This window comes from Bacillus sp. FSL R5-0397, assembly GCF_038593395.1.
In the GTDB taxonomy this organism is placed as follows: domain Bacteria; phylum Bacillota; class Bacilli; order Bacillales; family Bacillaceae; genus Bacillus; species Bacillus altitudinis.
This window is the reverse complement of record NZ_CP151992.1, coordinates 2,822,164-2,846,555: the sequence shown is the minus strand read 5'-3', so window position 1 is coordinate 2,846,555 and position 24,392 is coordinate 2,822,164. Positions and strand designations below refer to the sequence as shown.

The following is a 24,392-nucleotide window of genomic DNA, read 5'->3' as shown; positions in this document are numbered from 1 at the left end:
TTTCGATACAACTGACAGTTGGTGCTGTCCGATGAGGAGGTGGAGCGTTTGAGTCTTCTATGGGTTTTTTATGAGGAAGATTATCAAACCGTCCGTTTAGATGAGCAGTTCAACCGAGAAGCTGTGATTGGACCTGAAATAGAGCATACAGTAACGATTCCTTCCCTTTCGTTTGATGAAGGATTGATTCGTTTATCTCCAGATGAAACGAATGACGGCTTTTCTCTTTATCAGGGCGAAAAAAAGAGAGGTCACTTACTTCCACATGAACCATGTCAGGTTGGTTCACTCACACTCATGTTGATGGATTCACATCATGATCAAATCATTTATTACCTAGGAAATAGAGTCGAAGTGACTATTTCAAGTGAAGAAATAGATGAAGCGGATGTGTGGAAAGAACAAGCCTATTCAATGTTTCAAGATGCCAAATCCTTCACGTTGGAAAAAATAGAAGGCACTTGGTATGTCATTCCCCAAGATGAGACGATCTATGTGAACGGGAAACAGCTGCACGGTCCACAGCAGCTTCTTGCTGGGGATGAGCTGTTTTGGAACTTTTTGACGCTGTCATTGAAAGATGATGATTTATTGCAAGTAACAGCATTTGAACCATTTCAAACACGTTTAGAAAAAACAAGGCCGCCGAGTACCGAAACGAAACAAAAATATCCTTTATATAGACGAACACCACGTTTGATTTACGATCTGCCAGATGACCGGGTGTCTTTCAGCTTTCCTTCACAGGAGAGTGAAAATAATGGCAGAGGACTTTGGCTCGTAGTTCTTCCGCCGCTTGTCATGCTGATTGTCATGGGGATCGTGGCCCTTGTACAGCCGCGAGGCATCTTTATTGTCGTGTCAATGGCGATGTTTATTATGACGTTAATTACTTCGTCCGTTCAATATTTTAAAGAGAAATCACAGCGCAAAAGACGAGAAGAGAAGCGGCAACGCGTTTACTCTCTTTACTTAGAAAATAAGCGGAAAGAGCTGCAAGAGCTGTATGACCGTCAACAATTTATTTTAACGTATCATTATCCGTCTTTTGAACAAATGAAATATTTGACGTCAGAAATCAGCGGGCGTATTTGGGAAAAGACGCTTGTCAGTGATGATTTTTTACAGCTGCGTCTAGGGACAGGTGCAGTTCCTTCAAGTTATGAATTATCGACGAGCGGCGGCGATATGGCCAATCGTGACATCGATGACTTAATGGAACAAACCCAGCATATGCAAAACGTCTATCGCGAGGTAAAAGATGTACCGATTACGTTCGGTCTTGCGGACGGTCCAACCGGATTAATAGGAAAACCGGCAATTGTCAAAAATGAGCTTCACCAGCTTGTCGGCCAGCTTGCTTTCTCGCACAGCTATCATGATTTGAGATTTGTTTTTATCTTTAATGAACAGGAGTATGAGAACTGGGAATGGATGAAATGGCTGCCGCACTTCCAACTTCCTCATACATACGGGAAAGGGTTTATATATAACGAACAAACACGTGATCAGCTCTTGTCTTCTATTTATGAAATTTTGCGAGAGCGTGATCTGGAAGAGGAAAAAGAGAAAAAAATCTTTACGCCTCACTTTGTGTTTATCGTGACAAACCATGAACTCATTGCGGAACATGTGATTTTAGAATACCTAGAAGGCAGCCGGACGGATTTAGGCATCTCAATTATCTTTGCGGCAGAAACAAAGGAAAGCTTGGCTGAAAATATTTCAACGCTTGTTCGTTACATTAACGAAGAAGAAGGAGATATTCTCATTCAGCATAAGAAGGCCGTACGAATTCCATTTCAGCTGGATGCACATGAGCGAGCGGACAATGAGTTGTTTGCCAGAACCTTAAGAACATTAGATCATCAAGTCGGGATGACCAACTCGATTCCAGAAACGGTTTCCTTCCTTGATCTGTTTCATGCCAAACAGGTAGATGACATTGGCATTCGTGAAAAATGGCTGACATCTGAAACAGCAAAGTCATTATCTGTGCCTATCGGTTATAAAGGAAAAAACGATATTGTCGATCTGAATCTGCATGAAAAAGCACATGGCCCACATGGTCTATTAGCGGGAACAACGGGATCAGGAAAAAGTGAGTTTTTACAGACGTATATTTTATCCTTGGCTGTACACTTTCACCCGCATGAAGTGGCGTTCCTGCTCATTGATTACAAAGGAGGCGGAATGGCGCAGCCGTTCCGAAATATTCCGCACTTACTTGGTACGATCACAAACATTGAAGGCAGCAAAAACTTTAGTGAAAGAGCGCTTGCCTCTATTAAAAGTGAACTGAAGAAAAGACAGCGCTTGTTTGATCAGTATCATGTGAATCATATCAATGACTATACGAAACTCTATAAGGAGAAAAAGGCGGAACAGGCGATGCCTCATTTGTTCTTAATCTCTGATGAGTTTGCTGAATTAAAAAGTGAAGAGCCAGATTTTATTAGAGAGCTTGTCAGTGCCGCGCGGATTGGACGAAGTCTCGGTGTCCATCTCATTTTGGCGACACAAAAGCCCGGCGGGGTCATTGATGATCAAATTTGGAGTAACTCCCGCTTTAAAGTCGCATTAAAGGTACAAGATGCATCAGACAGTAAGGAAATTTTGAAAAATAGTGATGCAGCGTCGATTACCGTGACAGGTCGTGGATATTTACAAGTGGGGAACAATGAAATCTATGAATTATTCCAGTCGGCTTGGAGCGGTGCACCGTATATGGAAGATGGCTACGGATCAGAAGATGACATCGCCATTGTAACAGACACTGGACTGATCCCATTATCAGGGGTAAGTACAGAGCCGACTGTGAAAAAAGAGACAGTGACGGAAATTTCCGCTGTTGTGGATGAAATTGAACGTATGCAGCAGGAGCTTGGAATTGAAAAGCTTCCGAGTCCATGGCTTCCACCGCTTGAAGAACGGATTCCAAAAACACGTTATGCATCAAGTGAAGAGCACGTCTTCCATTTCGCTCTTGTTGATGAGCCAGATCAGCAAAGCCAGCATCCACTTTCTTATCAAATGATGGAGGATGGAAATATTGGCATCTTCGGTTCATCCGGCTACGGCAAATCACTTGCTGCAACAACACTGCTTATGAGCTTCGCAGAAAGATATTCACCTGAAGAATGGCATGCATATATTTATGACTTCGGTAACGGCACCTTGCTACCGCTTGCCAAACTTCCGCATACGGCTGATTATTTCTTAATGGATCAAATGAGAAAGATTCAAAAGTCGATGAAGCGTCTTCGTGAAGAGGTTGAATATCGCAAGCGTTTATTTAGACAGCAGGAAATGAGTCATATCAAAATGTACAATGCGCTGAATGAGAAAAAGCTTCCATTCATATTTATCGTGATTGACAACTTTGACATTGTGAAAGACGAAATGCATGAACTCGAATCTGAATTTATTCAGTTAAGCCGTGATGGACAATCGTTAGGCATTTATTTCTTAATCACAGCGACTCGTGTCAACGCAGTCCGTCAATCTCTTATGAACAACTTGAAAACAAAGATTGTCCATTACTTAATGGATCAAGGAGAGGCATACTCCATTATTGGCAGACCGAAATTCAGCTTAGAGCCGATTCCAGGACGAGTCATTATCAACAAAGAAGAGCTTTACTTTGCCCAAATGTTCCTGCCAGTTGAAGGAGAGAATGATCTCGAATTGTTTGAGCATTTAAAACAAGAGATTCAGCTTCTAGATGCTCGCTTTGAATCAGCTAAAAAACCAAAACCTGTGCCGATGCTTCCTGATAAACTGACCATTTGGGAGCTAGAGAGTCGCTTAGAAGAACAAAAACAGCCGTATGACATTCCAGTCGGACTAGATGAGGAATCTGTTGCACCTGTTTACTTTGACTTGAAGAAGAATAAACACTGCCTCATCATTGGTCAAACGCAGCGAGGGAAAACAAATGTGACCAAACTGATGCTTGATCAGCTATTAGTAGCAAAACCTGAGAAGCTGGCCGTCTTTGATTCGATTGATCGGGGGCTCTCTCATTATGCAAAAGAAGAGAACATTGATTACCTTGAAACAAAGGATGATATCACAGAATGGGCAGAGGAAATAGATCGTTTATTCAAGGTGCGTGAAGAGATGTACGTCGAAGCTGTGCGCCGGGGAGAGACTGATCAGTTGTCGTTCTCTCAAATTGTGCTTGTGATTGATGGCATTACGCGTTTTCAGCAGACAATCGACCCGCGTCATCAAGATCAATTGGCTGATTTCATGAAGTCATATGCACACTTAGGCTTCAGCCTGATCGCATCAGGAAATCATACCGAATTCAGTAAAGGCTATGATGCACTCACAAACGAAATCAAACAGGTTCGTCATGCCATGTTACTGATGAAAAAATCAGAGCAAAACATCATACCGCTTCCGTATGCAAGACAAGAACCAGAGATTCAGCCAGGATTCGGATATTTGGTTGAAAACGGGAAAGAGAAGAAAATCCAGGTTCCTTTATGTGCGGTAGAAAGGAAGAGTGTTCAATGACAGAGCAGCAAAAAAGCTCCATCAAAATCGTGTCGACCATGATACTGATTCTCGTCTTGCCGGTTCTATTTTTCCATCTCATTGGGGATGATCCGGCAAAACAGAAAAAGAATGCCACACGTAACATTGCCGTGGTCAATGAGGATATGGGGGCGAGCGAAAGTGAAAATACCGCTCGTTTCGGACAGGATGTGGTGGCGGCATTATCAGAGCGTCCAGATTACACATGGACAGTCGTCAATCGAAGTGCGGCAGAAAATGGCCTGAAAAATAGAAAGTACGATGCAGTTCTCTATATTCCATCTGACTTCTCTAAAAATGTGCTGAGCTATGATAAGGATCATCCTGAGAAGGCATCTATCCAATTCTCGATCCAAGATCAGCTGAATGCAGTGAATAAAGAAAAAGTACAAAGAGAGCTAGAAAATGCTCAAAAGAAAATGAATGAACAAATGTCGACTTTATATTGGAGTTTTGTATCACAGGAAATCGGCAATGTCAGAGAAGAGTTTGAGCATATTGTTGGCAAAGAGGTCGAATTCCAAAACACGATGTACAACTTCTATAAGCCAAATTCAAACAAACTATCTGATGCCGTCCAGCAGCAGAAGAAACAAATAGAAGAACTAAAAAATGCGATGGCCGATTCACAAAAACAGTATAAAGACGGTTTAAGTACAACAGAAGAAGCGAAAAGTCAGCTGAAGGATTTCGTAAAAGTAGTCGATCAATATCAGCAGTATCAAGACAAACAAAAGGATCTCTTGATCAAAGCGCAATCGACAAGCAAAAAACAAATCCAGCAAGGACTCAAACAGCTTGCGGAGATTCAAAACCAAAATGCCCGCAGCTTTAGCGATCAAATGGGTGGACTCAAAACCGATATCAATGGGGTCCAAAGTCAGCTTAAAACAACGGACAGCGCAATTCAATCTGTTCAAAAGGCAAGAGAAGACGCAATCCCTAAGCAATCGTCGGGATTAACGGACCTTGTGAAGGCGTCTCAAGAAGAGCTGTTGAAGAATTATGAAGGTCAATATTTAGAGGCCTATAAAAGTAAGATCATCGCCTTGCAGAATAAGCTAGAAGCAAAAAGGCAAGAGCTAATCAACGCACCCGAGCAGCCAGCTGATCCTGATGATGACGGGCAATCAGATCAAGATAATGAGAACCCAGAAGAGATTGGCATTAACTTAGATGATGAAACAAATGAACTCTCGCAAATTTCATCGGAAATGAACGATCTAGCTGATCAATTAGAAGATCAGACTGCACCTCCTACTAATGAAGATGATAAAGAGGGTGAAAACGGTCAGGATGCTGTTCAGCCAGATAACAGCGGCACGAATCAATCAAAAGATGACCTAAAAGCACTGTCTAATCGTTTAGAAGAAGTGAAAAAGAAGATTCAAGAAAAAGCGACCGCTCATAACGACCAATTGAAAGACAAAGTAAGTCAAATGAGTAAGGAGCTTGAAAGCCTCACGAAAAAAGTAGAGAAGCTTGAAAAGATGATTCTAAGGTTACAAGATCGATATAACGTCATTCCGAATGAAATCAAAAATCAGGAATCCTCTATTTTAAACAAAGTGCAAGAGCTGAAACGCGTAAACTCGCCGATTGGCAACACTTTGAATACGAAAATATTTGATCAAGAGTTTAAAACAAATTCAACAAGCACCAAAAAGTTAATGGAATACTCCAATCAACTGTCTCAGCTAGAGATGATGCTTGGGAATCTATATCAACCAACAAACAACTCATCTCTACTAGACACAAAAGGAGATGAAATCCAGTCCATCCTTTCCATCAAAAAAGAAGAAACGGAAAACTGGGATACACTCAAAAATCAGATGCTGACGTCAAATGATGATGTGTCTACCTTTATTGATGAGATGCAAAAATTCTCAGATGGCTACGCAGAATACATTTCGACTCAGCAGGCAAGTATGGAACAGGAGTTAAATGCCATTTCTGAAAGTGCGGACACAGTAGCTGAACAAATGGCTGATCAAGGAGATGCGGTGTATACGGCAGACCTTGCGGGCAGTTCGATTGTTGTGAGTGCACAGGATTCAATTGGTCAGGAAGTGCTTCGTCTTTCTGAAAATATGAGCTCGTTAACCGACCGCCAAAAAGGGGTGGCCGATTATACGAATAATATTGAAGAAAGTGTCACAACCGTTCAAGAAAAAGCAGATACGCTGAATGAAAACTGGAGCAAGAATGTCAATTCTACGAAGCTTGTTCAACAAGATTTAAAGGGTATTTTAGGCAACACTTTAGACGATCAAGGCAACAGCAACTATGTGTATAACCATTTAGCTAATCCGCTGAAAATTAGCGGCGATGTGCCAGAAGAAAAAACGCAGACTGTACCGCCAGTAGTCATTTTGGTTATTGTGATGATCAGCAGTTTGTTGATTGGCTTTTTTAGCTCGTACTATGCGTCAGCGCCAATGCTGGTCAAAGGTGCACTCTTTGGTATTTTAAATCTGCTAGTCGGGCTCATGATCAGTCTGTTTGGACTCAACATTTACAAACTAGCTGATGACCAAGCCATTCAATGGTCGATCTTTACGATTTTGCTGCTAGTGGCATGCTCTGCCTTTATTCGCACAGCTTTCCTTTTCGGTTCAATTGCCGGATGGATGGCAGCAACGGCGCTTATATTCTTCTTTGTTGCACCGTTAATTGATTTGGTCATGCCAAACTTCCATTTTACAAATCCAGTGACAGATGTGTATTTATCCATCCAATATGGAAATGGAGACAACTTCGGTATGGGCATCACAGGGCTACTGATTTTAACGATATTGTTCATGGTCATTCCACTAGTGAAGAAGCTATGGAAAGACAAAACAGAGGAACGTGATGTCACTCATGAGGCTTAATCTATTCGTCAAAGGGATGGCACTTGGTGTCATATCCCTTTTTCTCCTCAGTCCTGCTGCTTTTGCTGCTACAGGTGAAGATACGGATACGAATGTCAAGCCGAATGAATATCAAGAAAAGAACCTCAATATTAATTCGAGTATATTGAGGGATCAAACGAAATACGAACAAAGCAAAACAACATCTAAAGTCAAAACGGACATTCACTTTGCTGACCCGCCTAAGACCTCTGGTGGTCAACTTGCGCCGCAGCTTTTTAGTGATCTGAAAGACAATCCGCCTAAAACGCCAGCTCGTATGATGAAAGAGATGAATATCTCTTTCAGCGATTCGGCTGTATCAACGCCTTCTGGCGATGATCATGAAAAGCAGAGATCGGCGCTTCTACCAATCATTTTTGGCATCTTGATCGCCTTTGGCATCATTGTCATGATCATTCTGATTCCAAAGGTGAATGTGAAGACGGAAAAGAAATAGCCTGCCTTTTGAAAAGGGCAGGCTTTTCTTTATGCAGATGCAGATTGCTTGATGTGAGACCGATTCACTATTTAAAATAGTGTTATCAAGGGAGGAGATTGTCATTCGAATTTCAATCGTCACAGGCGGATCAAAAGGATTTGGTTTAGCACTTGTCAAACAGCTACTTTCACGCGGAGATAACGTGTATACTGCTGCAAGAAGTGAGTCGCCACTATCCCATCCACACCTCACGCATTCACAGGTCGATCTCACTGATGAGGAATCGGCTGCAAAGTGGCTTCAGGGCATCTTGTCCTCGCAAACTCTCGCAGACGCTGATGACGTCTTGCTTGTCAATAATGCAGGAATGGTCACTCCTATCAAACGTGCAGGGCAAGGCGGAGAAGATACGCTTCATCAGCATTATACGCTGAACCTTGTCATCCCTGTTTTGCTCAGTCATGTGTTTGTGAGGGAGACACAATCTCTTGAAGGGAAGAAAACCATCGTGCATCTTTCTTCTGGAGCAGCTAAAAATCCGTACAAAGGATGGAGTGCCTATTGCAGTTCAAAAGCAGGGCTTGATATGTTTATGAGAACTTTACATGAGGAACAGCAGGACGAAGCATATCCTGTCACCACGTTTTCCTTTTCGCCCGGTACGATTGATACGGATATGCAGGGAGAGATTCGGAAATCCTCCAAACAGGATTTTGAACAAATTGAGCGGTTTCAGCAATTACATGAAACAGGTACGCTAAAGAGTCCAGATGAAGTGGCCGGTATTTTACTCGACCTTCTGGCAGATGACCCAGCTGGCGGTTGTGTATACGATGCCCGTGAGTATGGAAAAAAGCAGTCATAACGGCTGCTTTTTTCGTATTGTACAAGCAAAGACAGCTTATCGAGCATAAGCTAATCTTGAGACTCATCGGAAATATGACAGAACATTTGAGTTTCTTTTCAGAATATGTTAGGATGCTAAAAATATAGATAAGGAGGGGTTTCCATGAGAAAGGTTACATTAATGGATGTTTACACCCATCCAGTCGCTCAAAAATATTTAAATCGTTCAGGAAAAGCCCACGCCATTGCTTGTGCTTATCACGCATTCAAACTGGCGATGCAGGCAGGGATTAACCCGGATCTTGCTGTGAAAGCAGCACTCTTGCATGACATCGGCCACTATGAATGGTATACAGCAGGCGGAGAATGGGATTACGAGACATATAGACGAAATGATATTCATGCCATTAAAGGGGCAGAGCGGGCACATAAACTGCTCATACGGCTCGGCGAGGAACCAAAAGCAGCCAAAGAGATTGCCCTTGCGATTTTGCTTCACACAGATTCATATTTGCCAGAGGGCGACCTGCATAAGGACACACTCCAGCAAATTGTGAAGAAAGCAGATGAAATGGACGAAGAGCCTGGTGGACACCATCATTACAGACAAATAGATGAATCACTTGCGCTCAAAAAAATTGCTGATTTGGATGAGAAGGTGCAGCAGGCGCTTCAGCCCATGAAACGCTCTGTTTAATATGGAATATCTCCATGAATCGTTCCGTGCTGATCCACATACAATGTGCGAATCACAGTACGGTTAAATGCCGATGTCCCTGACGCAGTGAGACCTGTATAATGAACCGTGACGGAATAAGCACCTTCTTTTTTCAATTGAACGGCTGATGAAGAGCTCGTTTTCAGTGGATGATCCTTCTCGGCATCTTTAAAATAAATGGTCTCTACAGTTTTGCTTAATCGTTTAATCAGCTTGCTCGAATGTGTCGATGCATCTCCTGATTTCGCTGCAGCGATTTTGATTTCTTCATTTAATGGTGAATCAAAGGATACAAGTAGCAAATAAGGATCCTTTTTTCCTGAATTTGATCGAATCGTCCATTTTCCTGGAACGGGTTTATTGATTTGCACATGGTGTGAATAGGCGCCTTCATATGGGAATGATGCTTCGGATGTCGTCAAATTGGTTAAGACATCGCCATTTGGCGCAACGATTTCCGGATTGGCTTCCTGTCTTTCATTTAACCACTGAATCGATAGGCCATTCGTTCCTTCCTCTACATAGAACGCTTCTGTTTTATCCTTTTCACTTTCTCCACCTTTCACATAAACGTTTGTATTTAGCTCCGAAGAGACTGGTTCTTGCTCTTGTTCGTCTTCACTTTCAGCGCTTGCGGTACTTGCACGTAGCTGTGCCTGAAATACGGGGAACATGCTTGTGCCGTTTTTGATCGAAAAGTGATCCCACTTTCCTGTTAAAATATTGTTTGCATATGCTAGCTTTGTGCTGCTGACCGTCACAGCGCCATCGTTTGCACCAAAGCTTTTTAAATACATGCCGCCTAAATAAAGCACTCCGCCAAAGGTTCCCCATTCTGAACCAGAATAGGTCACATATTTATGAGGAAACGTCTCTAGCCGGTCGGTTTCATTTCGAAAAGCTGCCATCATCCCGGTTTGCAGAGAATAGAGCGCGTCGCTCTTTTGTCCAAGGATTTGCGCAAGCCAGCTTCCGCCTTTGCTATAGGCTAAATCAGCAAGCGGCGTCCCATAATGTGGAGAGCCAAGTGTGATGACTTTCTCTACATATGGATGAGCGTTGTAATACACGAGTGCAGCCTGCGTATCCACTCCGCCTTTACTATGACCGATTATGATCAGTTTTCTGCCGAAAAATTCATAGATTTCTTTTAACTTATCTGCTAATAGTTTCCCATTCTTTTTCATGTCCTGATCTGGATATAAATCTATGAACGCGCTTTCGTATCCGTTCAGAACAGCTTGTTTTGCCATATCGTTTCGATCAGACCATGTGGAGGAAGAACTGTTTATGCCATGAACAAAAACAAGTGGGGGTTTTGACAGGTCTTTTTGTACCGGTTCTTCTCCTTTAAACCACTTCCCTGGTGTACCAGGTGCATCTCCAATTGTGCCTGCGTGCGCATAACTTGCAGAGGATAGTAAGAGCATGACAGCAACGATACAGATTAATTTTTTCAAGATCATTCACCTCTTCAAATAATTTAAGATGTTGGCAGCACCAATCTATTATACTTCTAAAAATTGTAAAAAAATATGAAATGTAAAAATACGGTAATAATGTTGTAGGTTTGCTGAGTGACACTCACATGGGTCATTGCATACGCTGTGGGTAAATACACAAGTAAAGGGGCAGGTAGCATGGCACAACAAGGAAGTCCACAGCTTGTTTCATTAGTTGATCCATATGTTTATCAAACATTGCAGAAAGTAGTCGGTATGAGATTAATTGTTCAAACAGTGAAAGATACAGTACGTGGAAAGTTGAAGGAAGTGATGCCGGATCATATTGTGATTGAGGCGGGGGCAAAATCAGTGTTTTATGTGCGGATCCAGCAAATCGTGTCGGTGATGCCTGATCACAGTGAAAGAGTGTAACAAGCAGACGCACAGGTGTCTGCTTTTTTCAATGCTTACAGAATGTATATCTGGAAAAAGTGCATGATATACCAATTGTTCTTTTTTTTTCAAAAAATATGGTTCTAAAACAAGAAGCAGTTGACAGAAGGTGGGTTGAATAGTAGTTTTTTAATAAGGTCAATACGTAACAGGAGGAGCATCTTTGTTAAAATCTAAAGTTCATTTTTGGACATTCCAAATATTACTGGTTTTACTGATTGTGTACGTATCAACAAAAGTTTCGTTTTTATTTCAGCCGATCATTTTATTTGCTTCAACGTTGTTTGTTCCTATTTTACTGGCAGGTATTCTCTTTTTCATCTTTAATCCGATTGTTCGATTTTTGTCGAAGAAGATACCTAGGACGCTCGCCATTCTGATTATTTATCTTCTATTCATCGGGCTTATCACGTTTGTTGTCAATGCTGCTGGACCTGTCATTGTCACGCAGGTGGGTGGACTTGTCAAAAGCTTCCCGGGGTATGTCACGGACATGCAGAAATTTATCAACGATTTCTCGCATTCTAAAACATTTACGTGGATGATGAACCAAGATTATGTGTCTGTTTCAAAGTTTGAACAGTCGATCGTTTCGACATTAAAAGATTTACCGGAAAATATTGCTTCAAGTATGTCGGCGGTGTTTGGCGTGATTGCGAATATTGCCCTCGCTGTCATTACCGTTCCATTCATTTTATTTTACATGCTAAAAGACGGGCATAAGTTTCCGGACAAGCTCGTTCAATTTTTGCCAATGCCTTACCGTAAGGAAGGATTGAAGATTTTTAAAGAATTAAACGATACGCTTGCTGCTTACATACAAGGGCAAATCGTTGTTTGTTTATTTGTCGGAGTTGCTTGTTTTATCGGATACTTATTAATTGGTGTGAAATATGCGCTCATTCTCGGCATCATTATTGCGGTGACAAACGTCATTCCATATCTTGGGCCATATCTTGGTGCGGCACCAGCTGTGCTCATTGCTTTTCTTGATTCGCCTGGAAAAGCGGTTGTGACTGTTATTGTCATTCTTGTTGTTCAGCAGATCGATGGAAACGTCATTTCTCCATTGATCATTGGAAAACGTCTCAACACACATCCGTTAACAATTATCTTGCTATTAATTGGGGCAGGAAGTTTTGGCGGAATCCTGGGCATGATTTTTGCCGTCCCTGTCTATGCGCTGCTGAAAGCCATCACACTCAATATTGTCAGATTGGTTCAGCTACGTCAGCGCTCTCGAAAAGAACAGCATTTAAACGTTTAGGGCAGATGCACAACTTTTCCCTTTTTGCATAACATAACTCACATAAGCGAATAGGGAGGAGAAGGAAGATGCCTGCGATTGTTGGACCCATTCATATTGAGTCTTTAGGCGGAAACGGCTCGGCTACTTTTGGTGACGTTCTCGCCATTGCCCCTTTGGCTGTAGATCACTCGACCGGTGGAGCGGGAGCTTTTAATTCAGGTGATTATATGTCCCTGACAAGCGATCCGAATGCCACCATGCTTTGGGACTTTACACTGTTTGGCCAGCCTCAATCATTTAATGCATAAAAGACAGCTGATCATAGGACATATCAGCTGTCTTTTTTATGTTGGATAGACACGTATTGTTCCGCTAGGCATATGATGAGGGTAGTAAAGGTGGTGGAAAGATGCCAGCAATTGTTGGACCCATTCATATTGACCGTGTCATAGGAAACGGTTCTGCACATTTCGGTGATGTGTTTGCCATTTCGCCAAAAAGTGTGGATCATTCCGCTGGTGGTTCAGGCACCTATAATGCAGGAGATTTTGTTCAATTCTTCAACAATCCGAACGTCACATTTGTTTGGGATTCAAACCTGATCAGCCAGCAAAAGAGCTTTAACGCATAGCCAGCTTTGAAAGGGTCTCCTTTTCAGAAGCTGTCTTTTTTTATGGTACAATGGATAGAAGAAGGAAGAAGAAAAAGGGGGGTAAAACACATCAAATGAAAATAAGAAAAGCGCATCTGACAAGCGGGCAACCAACAACCTACAATGTATATTTACATGAAAATAAAAAAGAATATAAAACGCTTGTCGCTGTACCTGATATGGAATGGAGTATTTCTATCGCGTATGAAGACGAAAAAACGCAGCTTGAGCAAGCACTAGAACAATCTTTAAACAAAAGAGTAGAAATAGACGAAGCCCGTGAACTTGCACAAAAAATTGTGCACTGGGTCACAGAAATGTAAATTCAGAAACCAGGAGTGAACACAGCAATGAAAGAAGAATCCGTAGACTTTTATTTGCAGCAAGGGATATTTGGACATGCTGAAACAAAACCCGATGAACGAAGAATGTATCTCGGCTCATTAAGAGAACGTGCTCTTCTCGCTCTGACAAAAGTGCAAGTATCGAGACATAAATCGTATCAAGAGGTAGAGCAAGTATTGAAGGCAAACCGAGAGGCCACTGTTCTTTTAAATGGTGAATTGTCATATGCTTCTTATTCTCCATATGTCAAAATGGCAAATGCCGCTGGTTGTTCTTTTAAAGTGGTCAACCATCACGAGTCACATTCACCTTTTGGGCTTGTGATAGAGGTGCCGCATGCGATCAATCAAGAGCATATCTATATAGAAGATGAGCTTTTTCAAAAAGCTTTTTCTCGTGAATCTGTTGAATAGGTTTCCCTAGTGAAATGAATAAGCTATAATGATTCAAAAGAGCATATGGGAGAGATGCGGATGGGCAAAGCATTGATTTGTATTGATTATACAGTTGATTTTGTTGCAGACGATGGAAAACTGACGTGCGGAAAGCCTGGACAGGCGATTGAGTCGAAGATCACAGAGATCACTTCTTCATTTATTGATGAAGGACACTTTGTTGTTTTTGCCGTCGATCATCATGAAGAGCAAGATCCATATCATCCAGAGACAAAGTTATTTCCGCCCCATAATATTCGCGGGACAGAAGGAATTGAACTTTACGGAAAACTAAGTTCACTATTTCACACGTCAACACATTTAAATCATGTCTATTATATGGAAAAAACAAGATACTCTGCTTTTGCAGGCACTCAATTAGAAATGAAACTGCGCGAGCGTGGCATCACTGAACTTCACCTAGCCGGAGTGTGTACCGATATTTGTGTACTTCATACAGCTGTTGATGCGTACAATAAAGGCTTTGAACTTGTGATTCATGCGAATGCCGTAGCGAGTTTTAATGAAGCGGGGCACGAGTGGGCACTTTCTCACTTTGAGCATACGCTTGGTGCGAAAGTGGTTAAGTAAGGGAAGGAGAATGGAAGTTGGAGCATCGGTTTATTGACGACAGTTTATCACTACATACAGATCTTTATCAAATTAACATGGCAGAAACGTATTGGAGAGACGGCATCCATGAGAAGAAGGCAGTCTTTGAACTCTTCTTTAGAAAGCTTCCATTTGACAACGGCTTCGCTGTATTTGCTGGTTTAGAGAAAGCGATTGAATATTTATCGGACTTCTCCTTCACCGAGAGCGACCTTGCATATTTAAAAGATGAACTCGGTTATAAAAGCGATTTCATTGAATACTTAAGCGGATTGTCTTTTACAGGGACACTTCATTCAATGCGAGAAGGAGAAATTGTCTTTGCGAATGAACCTATTATGCGCATCGAGGCAACACTTGTTGAAGCGCAGCTAATTGAAACGGCACTGCTCAACATCGTGAACTTCCAGACGCTAATTGCAACAAAGGCGGCTCGTATTAAAGGAATCATTGAAGATGAGACAGCATTAGAATTCGGAACAAGACGTGCGCATGAAATGGATGCAGCCATGTGGGGAGCAAGAGCAGCACTGATCGGCGGATTTCAGGCAACAAGTAATGTCCGTGCAGGGAAACGCTTCAATATTCCCGTATCAGGCACACATGCCCATGCCCTTGTACAAGCATATCGTGACGAATATACTGCATTTAGAAAATATGCCGAAACACATACAGACTGTGTCTTTTTAGTGGATACATATGATACGGTCAGATCAGGCATTCCAAATGCGATTAAGGTAGCGAAAGAATTCGGTGATAAAATCAACTTTATTGGGGTCAGACTTGATAGCGGAGACCTTGCCTACTTGTCTAAAAAGGCGAGAACGATGCTGGATGAAGCTGGATTCCATGACGCCAAAGTCATTGCATCAAGCGATCTTGATGAACACACCATTATGAACTTAAAAGCACAAGGTGCAAAAATTGATGTATGGGGTGTTGGAACGAAACTGATTACCGCATTCGATCAGCCAGCTCTTGGTGCTGTATATAAGCTTGTATCGATTGAAGAAAACGGTCAGATGAATGACACGATCAAAATTTCTTCTAACCCAGAGAAAGTGACAACACCAGGCCGTAAACGAGTGTATCGCATTATCAATCAATTGAATCATCACTCTGAGGGAGACTACATTGCCCTTGAAGAAGAAGATGTTCAAAGTGAAGATAAGCTGAAAATGTTCCATCCAGTTCATACATTTATCAGCAAATTTGTGACAAATTTTGTGGCAAAGGACCTTCATGTCCCAATTTTTGAACAAGGGAAGCTGGTGTATGATAATCCAGATATCCAAACGATTCAAGCATATGTGCAGGACAGTCTCGGACTCTTCTGGGAGGAATACAAACGAATCAGCAAACCAGAAGAATACCCAGTCGATTTGAGTCAAAAATGCTGGGATAATAAGATGCAGTTTATCCATGATGTGAAAAATAAAATCAAAAAAGAGCTTTATGAAAGCTGATTACCCCGGGAAAGGAGATCATCAAGCCAGATGGTCTCTTTTTTTTCATGTTGGACGATTCAAAATGAACCTTATGGGCAATCATTTGGTATACTGAAAGCACATCTTGTTTGTCATTGCATAAAGGAGGAATGGAGCAGTTGAGGGTGTTTGTTGCAAGGCAGCCTATTTTTAACAGAAAAGAACAAGTCGTATCATACGAGCTGCTTTATAGAGATAGTGAAACCAATACATATAGCGCTGAAGATGGTGATCAAGCGACAACGGACCTCATTATCAATAGTTTTTTAAACATTGGCATCGAAACACTGACAGAAGGAAAACGATGCTACATCAATTTCACCGAAAGCTTGCTTTCGTCTGATCTGCTCACTTATTTTGATCCACATCAGCTTGTGATCGAAATATTAGAAAATGTACCGATTACCCCGGCACTTATTATGAGATGTAAGCAATTAAAAAAGTGGGGATACACGATTGCGCTCGATGATTTCTTTCTGAGCGGAACACATTTTCATGACAAGTTACTCGATGAACTCCTCTATTGCATTGATATTTTAAAAATTGATTTTCTGAAAACAACATGTGAAGAACGAAGAGACATTTTACATACATATAAAAAGTATCGACTTCGATTCCTTGCTGAAAAGGTAGAAACGCGAAAAGAATATGAAGAAGCGTTAGAAGCTGGCTTCCATTTGTTTCAAGGATATTTCTTTAGTGAGCCGCACGTCATTTCGGGACGAGCCTTATCGACTAGCTTCCACGCATACCATCAGCTATTGAATGAGCTGAGCAAGGAGCAGCCGAATATTCAGACCGTGACGCACTTTATAGAAAGTGATCTTTCCCTTTCATATCAATTATTAAAAATGCTGAATTCTGGCGGCATGAGACGTCTTTATCAAATCAAGAGCATTCGTCAGGCGATTATCCTGCTTGGGTTTAATGAAATACGGCGATGGATCTTTATCCTTTCATTTAAAGAACTGAATGTCCAAGCCAACTCAAGCCAAAAGGAAATCATCAAAATGTCGTTCATTCGTGCCAAAACGTGTGAACTCATTGCTAGTCGGACTGAACGAGAGCATCCCGCTTCTTATATGCTAACAGGTATGTTTTCACTCATTGATACGCTTGTCAGGGCGGACATTACTGAACTTGTGAAAGAACTGCCTCTTTCGGATGAAGTAGGTGAGGCACTGCTTGGCTATGAAAATGACTATTTCCTTGTGTTAGACGTTGCCAAACGTATTGAACGAAATGAATGGGATGATGAAATGTTAGGTGGAAGTCTCCCTAAGCAGGAAGCCTACGGCTGTTATATAGAAGCCATTGAATGGTGTCATAAAATGTTTGAATCTTAAGAAAAGCCGCTCACACTAGAGCGGCTTCTTTCTTTGTTATCCCCACTGTAAAAGTAGAAAAAGCCTGCTGGAAGAGAGGGATAAGTAGATACGGATGCCTTCTGGACTAAAGCGGATATCGATATTGCTTTTCACCCCAATCTGCTTCAGCATTCGAATCACACTTGCGGTGTCAGCACGTTCAGCAGCTTCCATGATTCGCTGTCCAAACGAAAGCGAACCGGAAATCTGCTGTGTAATGAGGGATGCATCAGCCACGAGACGGGTTGATTCCTTTGCAGCCTTTTGAAACGCATGAGCATCTACTGGAGGAAAAGTCATGGGTGTTCGCGGGTATGCGTTCCCTATTGCGGGAACCTGCAAAGGCGGATAAGGAACATAGTAAAACACATGGTCACCTCTTCTCTCATTGAAGTGAATTTGGACGGATATCTGTTCTAAATGTATGAAGAAAATCCGAATAAAGAATCAAAATGATCTTTCTACCTTTGCATATTCATCATAAAAATAGGTACTTTTGCGGTCAATTTCGGTGAATGTCGCCAAAAAATTGCGGTGTCTACAGTAGAGCCTGTCGTCTGACCTATAACATGAAAAACCGAGGAAACAGAGGGGATCGTACGTTCTGTATCATGAGAATTGTGACGAATGATGCCTGTTCATGTCGCAAAAATGACGTATTTCCTTTGAAATTGAGATAAAAGTATCATTTGAAAAGTCTGAAAATGATGAAAAAAGACCTATTGAATTTTGCGGTATCACGCACACATTTTGTGCATACTTTTCGGTGAAAAAATACTCAATAGCATTTACACTGTTAGTAACAGATCAAATACTTATGACCCAATCAACATACACAAATACATTGATCTTCCAAAAAAGGAGAGTGGAATCGATGGAAAAGTATGAAATCGAAGAACTTAAACAACTATTATGGAAACTTGAAAACGAAATTAGAGAAACAACGGCTTCTCTTCATAACATTAACAAAAGCATTGATCAATACGACAAATATGAATATGTGAAAATTTCTTAAAGACTTGATAACCATCAAGTCTTTTTTTTATCCAAATACATACAAAAAAAGGATATATTATTATATAATTGTTAAATAGTGATGTCAGTGGACATTTGCTTATTTCTTTTTAGTAAAATAAGAGGCGAGAGGGTGAGGATCAAGATCGAGTATGCTAAACTATCTAGAGAATACAAAAATCAAGCAGAAAATGTCTGATTTTATTCAACATGCAGTCAGGCAAAATGATTTACAAAAGCTGCTTCTCGAATTTACAGATATAAAGAATGAATTTCCTTTTGGGCAATTGGCTTACCAACATTATGAGGCATTTGGCGGACAAGACAAGCAAGCGATTACAAAACTGGCAGCAGGGATTGAACTTCTCATCTTATCTGCCGATATATTAGATGATATTGAAGATCAGGATAATGATTCGTATCCTTGGATGAAATGTCAGAGCGGAATTGCGATTAATGCGGCGAATGTTCTCTTTGCATTGAGTTTTGATGTGTTTTCAAAGCTTGATCATGGAGCGAAGCTTTTAAACAATGTATATTCTTATTCCATTCAGTCAATGCAAGGGCAGCATATAGATATGACACTGGAGCCAGAGAATGAGCAGGATTGTTTAAATATCATGAAGTTAAAAGCAGGGTCACTGTTTGTATTACCTTGTGTGTTAGGTGTTGTTTTGGCAACAGGTTCTTTTGAAAAGAAGGTAGAAGAATATGCTTATTACCTAGGAATGGCGGAACAGCTTGAAAATGACTATCTAGGTCTTTTTAATAAAGATAATATTGACTTTAAAAGAATGCAAACATTACCGCTAGTTTACTTGAAAAATGAGTTTAATCCATCTAGTTCAGACTTGCTCAGTTATTTTCAATCAAAGGATAAGAGTGCCGGCTCTGAAGAATTAAAGGATAAATTAAAAAAATCTGGTGCTCAACAATATGTATTTATTATGAGAAACCTTCTCAGAAATAAGTTTAAAGAAGCATTCAAGAAACTACATTTAGAGGCTTCAAAAAAGAAAAAACTGATACTTTTTTTAAATGGAGATGGAGAAGATGAAAATTCAGGAATTGGTTAGTTATTTAGTGGAGAATCCTTCAACATTAAATCAAATCGCTAATGGGAACGCATCATTGCTTCACGTTGATCAAGAAACTGCAAGTATTATTGTTGACGGATTCCAGAAAGAAGACGTTATTAAAGCAATCATATGGGCAACTGCTTGAGTAGATAAATATTATGAGAAAGTTTTACTCTAAGTTAACAGTTATATTAGTTATCCTTAGCTTCATCTATGTGATTTACATCTCTTATATCAACGTATTTAATATTTTTGTTGGAGCAGCTGTTAAGGAAAATAGTCACGGTCAACTTGAGGTAGTGGATGTCGATAATTTTACAGATAGCTATCTAGCTGGAGTTAGGAAAGGCGATATCATACTTGAAGTGAATGGGAATAACAAACCAGTTGAAGAAGTTAAAAGAGGTTTTTTAGCTAATGTTAAAAGTTTAGTCGTTGATAGACATGGTGATAAAATTGATTTAGAGAATGTAAGGTTATTGAGTCAAGCGAATCTGTTTATTTATCTAATACCAGTCATTCTTTATTCCATCTGTCTATTTTGTATATTTATGATTTTAAAAATGAATAAAGCAAACCAAAAAGAGTCAGCTTATATTTTAGCTTTATTTCTTTTGGCGGTGTCTATAGGTTATGTAAGTTCTGGTGGTTCTGGAAAAGGAGAGGCTATCAGTCGTATTCTTGTAATCGTTACAATGAATATTGTACCTCCACTATATATGCACTTTATGTATCAATATTTAAAAGAATTAGGAACAGAGATTATTCGTCGTCGAGTTCTTTTTTATTTGTATCTAGTTCCAGTTACTAACGTTTTATTAGTTTTATTCTATAAAAATAAAGCAGGACCAGTAGATCTATTAGCATATGTCAATTTACTTTCATTTTTTGTTCTGGCTTTCCTTTCGATTATTATCACTATAAGGGCTGCTAAAAAATTGAAAGACAATGAAGTCAGCAATGTACTTCGAGCATTTGCACTCATTTTAATCTCAGCATTCAGTCCATTCATGCTATTTTTTATCATTCCTTATTTTTTTGGTATATATTTTATTTCACCTTATGTTGTTGCATCGTTTGTTCTTTTAATTCCTTTTTTCTTAGTATACCAATTTATGTCAAATAAACTGTATAATGTTGATTTCTTTATGGGGAGGATTAAATACTACGGTTTTTTAGCGATTACACCAACAATACTAGTGGTTGTTATTTTTGATTTTATTCAAAAGCCAAATGCAAATTTCTATACAGTGAAATTTACGATTATCACGTACATTCTTATGCTCACCGTCTTCTACTTCAAAGAAATCATCGATTTCCGTTTTCGCCTGAAGCGTTTTTCGGAAAAGCATAATTATCAGGACAGCGTTTTTAAATTTACACAGCTTATTCGTGAGGCGTCATCACTTCATCAAGTATTGTATCATTTAAAATACACCATCTTAGAAGTACTTGTTGTGAACAAAGCCTTTGTGCTTGAAGTGAAGGCAGATGGACAAATTGTTGAAATTGATGAATCAATAGAAGAAAGCCAGCTATGGAAAGAGTATGTAGATCAATTTCAAGATATTTTAGGTGAAGTTGGTAAAATCATCGGGTTGGATAAAGGATTCATGATGAAAATTGGTGAGCGGGGCGGTCACTCGTTTGTGATTTGCTGTTTATCTAATTTACGGACACCTAAGCTAACCCGCGATGAAATTTCATGGCTGAAAACATTGGCATTTTACACAAGTGTCAGTTTAGAAAATGTCGTCAAGATCGAAGAACTGATGGAGCATCTTGAGGATTTGAAACAGCGGGAAGCCAATCCCGCCTGGCTGAAGAAAGTCATGTTCGCCATGGAAGAGAAGCAGCGCTCAGATTTAGCAAGGGATCTTCATGATTCTGTGCTACAGGATTTGATTTCACTGAAGAGACAGTCCGAGATGTTCTTAACCAATTTCCAAAACAACCAATGCCCAACATCTATTGAAAATTCATTGATCTCATGGAATGAACAAATGTCTAAGGTGATTCAAACTACGAGAGAAACATGTCATGAACTTCGGCCGCAGCTCCTCTATGATTTGGGGTTAGTGAAGGCAATTTCGAAGCTGACTTCGCAAATTCAAGAGAAAGCGCCATTTCATATTAGGCTGAATACAACCCGCTTTGATAAAGAATTGGACATTGATATTGACTCACAGCTGAATATTTACCGGATAGTGCAGGAGCTGCTATCCAATGCGTTGAAGCATTCTAAGGCCAGCCAAGTCTTAGTGATGCTCATTTGTATTAAAGATCAAGTTGTTCTCCATTATGAGGACGATGGAGTCGGATTTGATGCAAGCCAGCTTGATCAGCACACGATGAGCATGGGTCTTTCTGGCATAAGGGAACGAGTCAAAGCTCTAAATGGAAAGCTTCAAATTCACACAGCACCTGAAAAAGGGCTCAAGGTGAAAATTGAAATGGAATTGTAACGATTTCTTAAGGAATAAGACTTGGCATCTGCCAAGTCTTTTATATAAAATGGAAGTGAGTGATTTAAAGGGAGGAAGACATGAAGAAGATATTGGTCATTGATGATCATCCGGCTGTCATGGAAGGGACAAAAAGCATATTAGAATCAGATCAGCAGCTATCAGTCGATTGTTTAAGTCCTGATGCAGAAGGCGCCTTTTTAAAGACGCATGACTTTTCCATCTATGATGTGATCTTGATGGATTTAAATCTCGGGGATATCAATGGAATGGACATTGCCAAACAAATTCTAGAAACGAATCAACAAGTGAAAATTATCATTTATACAGGATATGAAGTAGATGATTATTTCGAAGAGGCCATTCGAGCTGGATTGCATGGTGCAATAAGTAAAACAGAGACAAAAGACAAAATCATTGAATACATACACCGCACATTGCAAGGAGAAGTTGTCATTCAGCTATCCTATTTAAAGAAATTAATTTCACAGCAGCAAGAGAAGCCAGAACAGGCGCAGCAGACGGATCATGAGCTGCTAACAGAGCGTGAATGTTTAATCTTAAGAGAAGTGGAAAAAGGGTACACAAACCAAGAGATCGCCGATGTGCTTCATTTGAGCAAACGCTCGATTGAATACAGTTTGACCTCCATCTTTAATAAGCTGAATGTTGGATCTCGAACAGAAGCGGTGTTAATTGCAAAATCGGAAAGTGTGCTGTAAACGTGTGAAGGGAGAGGGCCTTGATGGATGTGAGTGGTTCAAATACACTGCTTGAGGCACTGGGGATTGAGATTGTGGAATGCAATACGTCACGATGCGTGGCGACAATGCCAGTCGATCACCGAACAAAACAGCCATTTGGATTACTGCACGGAGGAGCATCAGCTGCTCTAGCAGAAACAGTGGCAAGCATGGGTGCCGCTGCTCATTTGGATTTAACGAAGCAGGTTTGTTCAGGTATTGAAATCAATGCCAATCATTTAAAATCTGTACGTGATGGAGTGGTGACAGCTACAGCTGTTCCTGTACATGTTGGACGGCGTACAATGGTATTCCAAATCGATATAAAAGATGATCGAGACCGTCATATCTGTACGTCAAGATGTACACTCGCTGTCATTGATCGCATATAAAAAAGCTCCCGGTGCAGCGGAAGCTTTTTTTAATACCCTTTTATGAACATGCAGGTAAAGTGAATAGGACCTGAATATCAGGTTCTTCATTTATAAATAAGAGTCTTCTTTTCGTTTAATGACGAAGTTACGGAAACCGCCATAATCATCTTGGACACTTCGTTTGTCCATTTTCACACCAGTGTTATAAGCGGCTCTTCCGATCAAATGAGCGCCGACTGGTGCGGTCAGAAAGATAAAGACAATCCCAAGCAGGATTTTCGCAGAGATGATCCCTGCAAGAAACCATTCATGAAAGAATACACCAACTAAAATGAGAACAACACCAAGTGTCGATGCTTTTGATGCAGCATGCATACGTGTGTAAACATCCGGCAGGCGAAGGACACCAATGGCTGAAATCAAACAGAGGATGGCGCCAAGCAGAATAAAGAAAATCACGATCGCTTTAGCGATGACGATCATTTTCAATCACTTCCCCTTTCTCAAGGAATTTGGAAAAAGCGACAGTGCCGATAAAGGCAAGAATACCGAGCAGTAAAATAATTTCAAAGAACGTAGTGGTTTTCAGTAAGATAGACACGATGGCTGTCATCCCAATTAAATTGATTCCTATCGCATCAAGCGCACTAACGCGATCAGGGATAGAAGGTCCTTTGATGACCCGTATGACAAAAAGCAAAGTAGACAGCGCAAGAATTCCAAGTGACATTTGCAAGATCAGTTCCATTACTTACCGCTCACCTCCTGAATCGCTTTTTCAAATGATACCCGAATATCGTGGATGGCTTTTTCAGCATCTTCAATATCCATCGCATGAATATATAAAATCGAACGATCATCCGAAATATCGATGACCAGTGTACCAGGTGTTAATGTAATCATATTGGCCAGTATGGTGATTTCCCAATCTGTTTTTAAATCTGTACGAAAGGCGAAAATACCAGGCTTGATTTTCAGCTTTGGAGATAACACCGTCTTGAGTACACTCAAATTGGCAAGAAGCAGCTCTCTGATAAAAATGATGACGAGCTTGAAAATCGCATAAAGGGCATAACCGTAAAAACGTTGCGGGAAGAATCGCCGTAGCATAAAAATGGCGATCATCCCTAGTGCAAAGCCTGATACAAAGTCTGCAGCTCTGTATGTATCATTCATAAACATCCATGTAAAGGCGAGGAGAGCGTTTAATAATATTTGAAAGGCCATGTTC

25 protein-coding genes are annotated in these 24,392 nt (G+C 40.6%); 20 read left to right on the top strand and 5 right to left on the bottom strand.

Annotation, left to right across the window (positions count from 1 at the left end):
- Nucleotides 1-48: 48 nt before the first annotated feature.
- The 5 genes from essC to NSQ70_RS14655 all read left to right on the top strand — a co-directional run bounded on the left by essC (nucleotide 49) and on the right by NSQ70_RS14655 (nucleotide 9,421).
- Nucleotides 49-4,524: a type VII secretion protein EssC gene (gene essC, locus NSQ70_RS14675; protein ID WP_342502232.1), complete on the top strand. Its 4,476-nt coding sequence runs from the start codon at nucleotides 49-51 to the stop codon at nucleotides 4,522-4,524.
- Nucleotides 4,521-7,418, top strand: coding sequence for a type VII secretion protein EsaA (gene esaA / locus NSQ70_RS14670; RefSeq protein WP_342502231.1), 2,898 nt, complete (start codon nucleotides 4,521-4,523; stop codon nucleotides 7,416-7,418). Before essC ends, esaA begins: the two co-directional genes overlap by 4 nt.
- Nucleotides 7,399-7,896 (top strand): type VII secretion protein EssA, encoded by a 498-nt coding sequence (essA, locus tag NSQ70_RS14665; RefSeq protein ID WP_144665892.1) that lies wholly within the window; start codon nucleotides 7,399-7,401, stop codon nucleotides 7,894-7,896. The genes esaA and essA overlap by 20 nt, the downstream gene beginning before the upstream one ends.
- A gap of 103 nt (nucleotides 7,897-7,999) precedes the next feature.
- Nucleotides 8,000-8,743 carry a (S)-benzoin forming benzil reductase gene (locus tag NSQ70_RS14660; protein ID WP_039963912.1) on the top strand — a complete coding sequence of 248 codons (744 nt, stop codon included), beginning with the start codon at nucleotides 8,000-8,002 and terminating at the stop codon, nucleotides 8,741-8,743.
- Between the two features lie 144 nt (nucleotides 8,744-8,887).
- Complete coding sequence (locus NSQ70_RS14655) at nucleotides 8,888-9,421, top strand: HD domain-containing protein (protein ID WP_007500462.1); 534 nt, start codon at nucleotides 8,888-8,890, stop codon at nucleotides 9,419-9,421.
- Here NSQ70_RS14655 and NSQ70_RS14650 read toward each other — a convergent pair.
- Nucleotides 9,418-10,902: an alpha/beta hydrolase gene (locus tag NSQ70_RS14650; protein ID WP_144665886.1), complete on the bottom strand. Its 1,485-nt coding sequence runs from the start codon at nucleotides 10,900-10,902 to the stop codon at nucleotides 9,418-9,420. The two genes, NSQ70_RS14655 and NSQ70_RS14650, sit on opposite strands and share 4 nt — an antisense overlap.
- 180 nt (nucleotides 10,903-11,082) lie before the next feature.
- On the opposite strand from NSQ70_RS14650, the gene NSQ70_RS14645 reads away from it, so the two are divergent.
- From NSQ70_RS14645 to NSQ70_RS14605, 9 genes are all read left to right on the top strand, one after another.
- On the top strand, nucleotides 11,083-11,319 hold the full coding sequence (locus NSQ70_RS14645) for a YuzF family protein (RefSeq protein WP_003213721.1): 237 nt from the start codon (nucleotides 11,083-11,085) through the stop codon (nucleotides 11,317-11,319).
- 184 nt (nucleotides 11,320-11,503) lie between these two features.
- Complete coding sequence (locus NSQ70_RS14640; protein WP_008345881.1) at nucleotides 11,504-12,607, top strand: AI-2E family transporter; 1,104 nt, start codon at nucleotides 11,504-11,506, stop codon at nucleotides 12,605-12,607.
- A gap of 68 nt (nucleotides 12,608-12,675) precedes the next feature.
- Nucleotides 12,676-12,897, top strand: a complete 222-nt coding sequence (locus tag NSQ70_RS14635) for a spore germination protein (protein ID WP_008345880.1) — start codon at nucleotides 12,676-12,678, stop codon at nucleotides 12,895-12,897.
- Nucleotides 12,898-12,998: 101 nt separating this feature from the next.
- On the top strand, nucleotides 12,999-13,220 hold the full coding sequence (locus tag NSQ70_RS14630; protein WP_008345878.1) for a spore germination protein: 222 nt from the start codon (nucleotides 12,999-13,001) through the stop codon (nucleotides 13,218-13,220).
- 95 nt (nucleotides 13,221-13,315) lie between these two features.
- Entirely contained in the window at nucleotides 13,316-13,564 is a 249-nt protein-coding gene (locus NSQ70_RS14625; protein WP_008345876.1) for a YueH family protein, read from the top strand.
- A gap of 27 nt (nucleotides 13,565-13,591) precedes the next feature.
- Entirely contained in the window at nucleotides 13,592-13,999 is a 408-nt protein-coding gene (locus NSQ70_RS14620; RefSeq protein WP_342502230.1) for a YueI family protein, read from the top strand.
- Between the two features lie 60 nt (nucleotides 14,000-14,059).
- On the top strand, nucleotides 14,060-14,611 hold the full coding sequence (locus tag NSQ70_RS14615; RefSeq protein WP_046526549.1) for an isochorismatase family cysteine hydrolase: 552 nt from the start codon (nucleotides 14,060-14,062) through the stop codon (nucleotides 14,609-14,611).
- A 17-nt stretch (nucleotides 14,612-14,628) separates the two neighbouring features.
- Complete coding sequence (locus NSQ70_RS14610; RefSeq protein ID WP_007500472.1) at nucleotides 14,629-16,098, top strand: nicotinate phosphoribosyltransferase; 1,470 nt, start codon at nucleotides 14,629-14,631, stop codon at nucleotides 16,096-16,098.
- A 140-nt stretch (nucleotides 16,099-16,238) separates the two neighbouring features.
- On the top strand, nucleotides 16,239-17,465 hold the full coding sequence (locus tag NSQ70_RS14605; protein WP_035701209.1) for an HDOD domain-containing protein: 1,227 nt from the start codon (nucleotides 16,239-16,241) through the stop codon (nucleotides 17,463-17,465).
- A 36-nt stretch (nucleotides 17,466-17,501) separates the two neighbouring features.
- Here the strand turns inward: NSQ70_RS14605 and NSQ70_RS14600 are convergent, their stop codons facing one another.
- A complete protein-coding gene (locus NSQ70_RS14600; RefSeq protein ID WP_017367963.1) occupies nucleotides 17,502-17,855 on the bottom strand; it encodes a hypothetical protein in 354 nt (117 codons plus the stop codon).
- A gap of 505 nt (nucleotides 17,856-18,360) precedes the next feature.
- Here NSQ70_RS14600 and degQ point away from each other — a divergent pair.
- The 6 genes from degQ (at nucleotide 18,361) to NSQ70_RS14570 (ending at nucleotide 23,179) form a co-directional block, all read left to right on the top strand.
- Nucleotides 18,361-18,501: a degradation enzyme regulation protein DegQ gene (gene degQ / locus NSQ70_RS14595; RefSeq protein WP_003213123.1), complete on the top strand. Its 141-nt coding sequence runs from the start codon at nucleotides 18,361-18,363 to the stop codon at nucleotides 18,499-18,501.
- Between the two features lie 151 nt (nucleotides 18,502-18,652).
- Nucleotides 18,653-19,576, top strand: coding sequence for a polyprenyl synthetase family protein (locus NSQ70_RS14590; protein ID WP_008345863.1), 924 nt, complete (start codon nucleotides 18,653-18,655; stop codon nucleotides 19,574-19,576).
- Complete coding sequence (comX, locus tag NSQ70_RS14585; protein ID WP_017358941.1) at nucleotides 19,554-19,724, top strand: competence pheromone ComX; 171 nt, start codon at nucleotides 19,554-19,556, stop codon at nucleotides 19,722-19,724. Before NSQ70_RS14590 ends, comX begins: the two co-directional genes overlap by 23 nt.
- Nucleotides 19,725-19,737: 13 nt before the next feature.
- Nucleotides 19,738-22,044 (top strand): ATP-binding protein, encoded by a 2,307-nt coding sequence (locus NSQ70_RS14580; RefSeq protein WP_342502229.1) that lies wholly within the window; start codon nucleotides 19,738-19,740, stop codon nucleotides 22,042-22,044.
- A gap of 80 nt (nucleotides 22,045-22,124) precedes the next feature.
- On the top strand, nucleotides 22,125-22,766 hold the full coding sequence (locus tag NSQ70_RS14575; RefSeq protein ID WP_007500477.1) for a response regulator transcription factor: 642 nt from the start codon (nucleotides 22,125-22,127) through the stop codon (nucleotides 22,764-22,766).
- 23 nt (nucleotides 22,767-22,789) lie between these two features.
- A complete protein-coding gene (locus NSQ70_RS14570) occupies nucleotides 22,790-23,179 on the top strand; it encodes a hotdog fold thioesterase (protein WP_017358943.1) in 390 nt (129 codons plus the stop codon).
- A 90-nt stretch (nucleotides 23,180-23,269) separates the two neighbouring features.
- Here NSQ70_RS14570 and mnhG read toward each other — a convergent pair whose 3' ends face one another.
- Genes mnhG through NSQ70_RS14555 form a run of 3 tightly spaced genes read right to left on the bottom strand, consistent with a single transcriptional unit; the run spans nucleotide 23,270 to nucleotide 24,388 of the window.
- The gene (gene mnhG / locus NSQ70_RS14565) at nucleotides 23,270-23,644 is read right to left on the bottom strand and encodes a monovalent cation/H(+) antiporter subunit G (RefSeq protein WP_003213369.1); all 375 of its coding nucleotides are present in this window, start codon (nucleotides 23,642-23,644) and stop codon (nucleotides 23,270-23,272) included.
- Nucleotides 23,628-23,909, bottom strand: coding sequence for a Na(+)/H(+) antiporter subunit F1 (locus NSQ70_RS14560; protein ID WP_008345849.1), 282 nt, complete (start codon nucleotides 23,907-23,909; stop codon nucleotides 23,628-23,630). Before NSQ70_RS14560 ends, mnhG begins: the two co-directional genes overlap by 17 nt.
- Nucleotides 23,909-24,388, bottom strand: a complete 480-nt coding sequence (locus tag NSQ70_RS14555) for a Na+/H+ antiporter subunit E (protein WP_008345848.1) — start codon at nucleotides 24,386-24,388, stop codon at nucleotides 23,909-23,911. Before NSQ70_RS14555 ends, NSQ70_RS14560 begins: the two co-directional genes overlap by 1 nt.
- Between the last annotated feature and the right edge of the window lie 4 nt (nucleotides 24,389-24,392).

What these genes read in the sequence shown, in the direction of transcription:
- degQ (WP_003213123.1), top strand. Translation starts at nt 18,361, where the DNA reads ATGGAAAAGTATGAAATCGAAGAACTTAAACAACTATTATGGAAACTT.
- NSQ70_RS14625 (WP_008345876.1), top strand. Translation starts at nt 13,316, where the DNA reads ATGAAAATAAGAAAAGCGCATCTGACAAGCGGGCAACCAACAACCTAC.
- NSQ70_RS14655 (WP_007500462.1), top strand. Translation starts at nt 8,888, where the DNA reads ATGAGAAAGGTTACATTAATGGATGTTTACACCCATCCAGTCGCTCAA.
- NSQ70_RS14580 (WP_342502229.1), top strand. Translation starts at nt 19,738, where the DNA reads ATGAGAAAGTTTTACTCTAAGTTAACAGTTATATTAGTTATCCTTAGC.
- NSQ70_RS14570 (WP_017358943.1), top strand. Translation starts at nt 22,790, where the DNA reads ATGGATGTGAGTGGTTCAAATACACTGCTTGAGGCACTGGGGATTGAG.
- NSQ70_RS14590 (WP_008345863.1), top strand. Translation starts at nt 18,653, where the DNA reads ATGCTAAACTATCTAGAGAATACAAAAATCAAGCAGAAAATGTCTGAT.
- essA (WP_144665892.1), top strand. Translation starts at nt 7,399, where the DNA reads ATGTCACTCATGAGGCTTAATCTATTCGTCAAAGGGATGGCACTTGGT.
- NSQ70_RS14645 (WP_003213721.1), top strand. Translation starts at nt 11,083, where the DNA reads ATGGCACAACAAGGAAGTCCACAGCTTGTTTCATTAGTTGATCCATAT.
- comX (WP_017358941.1), top strand. Translation starts at nt 19,554, where the DNA reads ATGAAAATTCAGGAATTGGTTAGTTATTTAGTGGAGAATCCTTCAACA.
- NSQ70_RS14630 (WP_008345878.1), top strand. Translation starts at nt 12,999, where the DNA reads ATGCCAGCAATTGTTGGACCCATTCATATTGACCGTGTCATAGGAAAC.
- NSQ70_RS14635 (WP_008345880.1), top strand. Translation starts at nt 12,676, where the DNA reads ATGCCTGCGATTGTTGGACCCATTCATATTGAGTCTTTAGGCGGAAAC.
- NSQ70_RS14555 (WP_008345848.1), bottom strand. Translation starts at nt 24,388, where the DNA reads ATGGCCTTTCAAATATTATTAAACGCTCTCCTCGCCTTTACATGGATG.
- NSQ70_RS14560 (WP_008345849.1), bottom strand. Translation starts at nt 23,909, where the DNA reads ATGGAACTGATCTTGCAAATGTCACTTGGAATTCTTGCGCTGTCTACT.
- esaA (WP_342502231.1), top strand. Translation starts at nt 4,521, where the DNA reads ATGACAGAGCAGCAAAAAAGCTCCATCAAAATCGTGTCGACCATGATA.
- NSQ70_RS14620 (WP_342502230.1), top strand. Translation starts at nt 13,592, where the DNA reads ATGAAAGAAGAATCCGTAGACTTTTATTTGCAGCAAGGGATATTTGGA.
- NSQ70_RS14575 (WP_007500477.1), top strand. Translation starts at nt 22,125, where the DNA reads ATGAAGAAGATATTGGTCATTGATGATCATCCGGCTGTCATGGAAGGG.
- mnhG (WP_003213369.1), bottom strand. Translation starts at nt 23,644, where the DNA reads ATGATCGTCATCGCTAAAGCGATCGTGATTTTCTTTATTCTGCTTGGC.
- NSQ70_RS14615 (WP_046526549.1), top strand. Translation starts at nt 14,060, where the DNA reads ATGGGCAAAGCATTGATTTGTATTGATTATACAGTTGATTTTGTTGCA.